Origin of the sequence: Thiosulfatihalobacter marinus (assembly GCF_016019955.1) — a bacterium.
Lineage (GTDB): Bacteria > Pseudomonadota > Alphaproteobacteria > Rhodobacterales > Rhodobacteraceae > Shimia > Shimia marinus_A.
In genome coordinates this window covers 1-1,892 of record NZ_JAECRZ010000042.1, presented here as the reverse complement: position 1 = coordinate 1,892, position 1,892 = coordinate 1, and the positions used below count along the sequence as shown (strand labels likewise).

General features: G+C 56.9%; 2 protein-coding genes and 1 pseudogene. All 3 read right to left on the bottom strand.

The features are described from left to right. Positions 1–74: 74 nt before the first annotated feature. Positions 75–1,163 carry a tyrosine-type recombinase/integrase gene (locus tag I3253_RS20285; protein WP_197919599.1) on the bottom strand — a complete coding sequence of 363 codons (1,089 nt, stop codon included), beginning with the start codon at positions 1,161–1,163 and terminating at the stop codon, positions 75–77. Continuing rightward, on the bottom strand, positions 1,163–1,393 hold the full coding sequence (locus I3253_RS20280) for a hypothetical protein (RefSeq protein WP_197919598.1): 231 nt from the start codon (positions 1,391–1,393) through the stop codon (positions 1,163–1,165). Before I3253_RS20280 ends, I3253_RS20285 begins: the two co-directional genes overlap by 1 nt. 167 nt (positions 1,394–1,560) lie before the next feature. After that, positions 1,561–1,809: pseudogene (locus I3253_RS20770) on the bottom strand (phage major capsid protein); the annotation flags it as partial. Positions 1,810–1,892 lie beyond the last annotated feature (83 nt).

Genomic DNA, 1,892 nt, shown 5'->3' with positions numbered 1-1,892 from the left:
CGGTTCGCTCTGTTGTCCTTTTCCATGGCTCCAATCCTTCCTTGATTTGGAGCCTCCGGAAAACCCGGAGCGGTTCACTTTGTCGAACCTTTCGTATTGGGTTCGTCAAGTTTTGAACCCTGTTCGTTCTTGATTAGCTTTTCAAAACCGTGATCGGCCAAGAGACCGCGACGCGCTTTGCCTGCATATACCTGCACCATTGTTGGTGAGTTGTGGCCCGTCCAAGCCATGATTTCGCGCTCAGTTGCCCCTGCCTCTGCCAACCGGGTGGCGCAGGCTTTGCGCAGCCCGTGAGCTGAGCATTTCGACAGGCCCGCATCGTCGCACCATTTGCGCATGGCGGTTCCCAACCCGTTTGCGGTTCTTGACCGCCCGCCTCTGGTTTCGAGAAAGGTGAGCTTGTCATTGGGCAGCGTGTCCAACACTTTGCGCAGTTCAGGGTGCACCGGGATGTCAATCAACACTGTTGAGACACCCTCAGTCTTTTGACGGCGATACTGCAAACGATCACCTTTGAGGTTCTGCCACCCGAGCTTTACGACATCCGACCGCGCGCAGGCGGTGTAGAGCATCAACGTGACCGCTGTATGCGCCACAGTGCCCGCCTTGTGATGCTCAAAGAACTTTTGCAGCTCATCCTCTGTCCAAGTGTGGAAACCGTGCGCGTTGGTGCGCATTTTCTTGATCCCAGCCGTTGGATTTGATGAGCGCCACCCAATCTCAACGGCATGGTTCAAAAGCATCTTGAGCATCCGCAAGCGGTTGTTGCGCGCGGATGGTCGATCAGTCAGGGGTTCCAGCAATTTGACCACGTGTTGCCGCTTCATCTGTTTCACAAGTGTATGGCCGTGATCCTCGCGCAACCGCTCGATTTCGCGCCGATAGGTCAACTTGGTGCTGTCCTTTAGCGATACAAACTCGGGGCTCTTGTAGTAGGACACGGCAAGCGCATTGATGGTGCCGCGCTTGGTGGCCGGGGAGCCGATCTCTTGCGATTTGAAACCGCTCAGGGCCCGCTCATAATTCTGGCGAAACTCCGGTGAGCCGTACTCACCATGGATTTCTGTCGAGAAACCCTTTTTGCGAAACCGAAAACGGCGCTTCCGGTGCCGATCAAAATATGCCGTGACGCCCGGAAACTCACGTTTGACCCGGCGAGCCATCAGAGATCACCCCAAGTATCTTCCTCATCCTGCGAGGGCAGTGCCGCTGCGCAGGTATAAAGCTCAGTCACCAGCCACAGGCGGCGCGAGCCCACACAGCGCGGTTTCGGCATAGCACCGGCCTCAACCAGCTCAGAGAACTTGCCGGGCGACAGGTTAAGCATGGCGGCGGCGCTAGACTTGCTGACGCAGATCGCGGGAACATTGGATTGAATTGGATTATTTGACATCTTCATTCCCCGGTGGATTAGCCCCGGTGAGGGAAAGGAAAAAACCTCACCGGGACCGTCAAGGATGCTGGCATGTCGAAAACCAGACATCCCGCTACATGTGGCATCAGGCACAACCAAACCCAGCCACACGATTGTTCGGGGCGCGCCCTACCGCGCGCCCCAGCTTAGGCCGAAGGGCTCATGTACCAGCCGCGATGATCGGTGAAGCCTGCGCCGAAATCCATGCGGACCTTGTATTCGATGCCATCCACCTCAAAGCCTTCGCGCGTGAAAAGCTGAGGCCCCGCCACACCATCAAGATAGGCGTGCTGCAAGCCATCAGGGGCACCGGGGGCCGCACACACATACCAAGCGCTTGCGCTTGTCAGGCGGGGCTCAACAAGCAGTTTCAGCTTGCCCGCAAACGGGTTGGCATTCGCTGAAGTGGTCCCGGTTTTTCGGACAGCTCAGCGGCTGATCTAAGGTGTATCCGGGTTGGTTTTCATGCCGCCAATTT

Coding starts and splice junctions, on each gene's coding strand:
- I3253_RS20285 (WP_197919599.1), bottom strand. CDS start 1,163: ATGGCTCGCCGGGTCAAACGTGAGTTTCCGGGCGTCACGGCATATTTT.
- I3253_RS20280 (WP_197919598.1), bottom strand. CDS start 1,393: ATGTCAAATAATCCAATTCAATCCAATGTTCCCGCGATCTGCGTCAGC.